The sequence below is a fragment of the Bradyrhizobium sp. PRIMUS42 genome (assembly GCF_023006515.1).
Classification (GTDB): Bacteria; Pseudomonadota; Alphaproteobacteria; order Rhizobiales; family Xanthobacteraceae; genus Bradyrhizobium.
This window is the reverse complement of record NZ_JALBGZ010001447.1, coordinates 1-632: the sequence shown is the minus strand read 5'-3', so window position 1 is coordinate 632 and position 632 is coordinate 1. Positions and strand designations below refer to the sequence as shown.

Genomic DNA, 632 nt, shown 5'->3' with positions numbered 1-632 from the left:
GGCGCGCACCGCCTGCACCGCGAGCCCGTGCGCGAGCGCGCTGTTGTGCCTGATCTGGTTGACCTCGGCTTGCGGCAGCGTCAGGCCCGGCGCGTCGATGCCGATGCCGTAACCGAAATAGACGAAGCGGCCGCTCTCGTTCAGCGTGAACACGTTTTTGACGCGGTCGGTCAGATGCTTTGCGACATAGGCCGCGTAGTCGCCGAAGATCTTGCAGGTCTCCGTCGAGCGCCAGCCGCCGAAGCGATCCTGGAGCGATTGCGGCAGGTCCCAATGATAGAGCGTCAACCACGGCTCGATGCCGTTCTTCAGGAGCTCGTCAATGAGCCGGTTGTAGAAGTCGAGCCCCTTCGGGTTGGGCTTGCCGTCGCCGTCCGGAAACAGCCGCGGCCAGGCCACCGAGAAGCGGTAGGCCTTGCAGCCGAGCGCCTTGATGAGCGCGATGTCCTCCTTGTAGCGGTGATAATGCTCATTGGCGCGGTCGCCCGTGGTGCCGTCCTCGATCTTGCCGGGGATGCGCACGAACTTGTCCCAGATCGAGGCCCCTCGCCCATCCTCGTCGACCGCGCCCTCGACCTGGTAGGACGAGGTCGCCGTGCCCCAGACGAAGCCCGCCGGAAAGCCGGCGCGCG

At 66.0% G+C, this 632-nt stretch carries 1 protein-coding gene; it reads right to left on the bottom strand.

Annotated features, from left to right (window positions below):
- The coding region (locus MOV75_RS40985; RefSeq protein WP_247008544.1) for a family 1 glycosylhydrolase at positions 1-632 on the bottom strand (632 nt) is incomplete at both ends.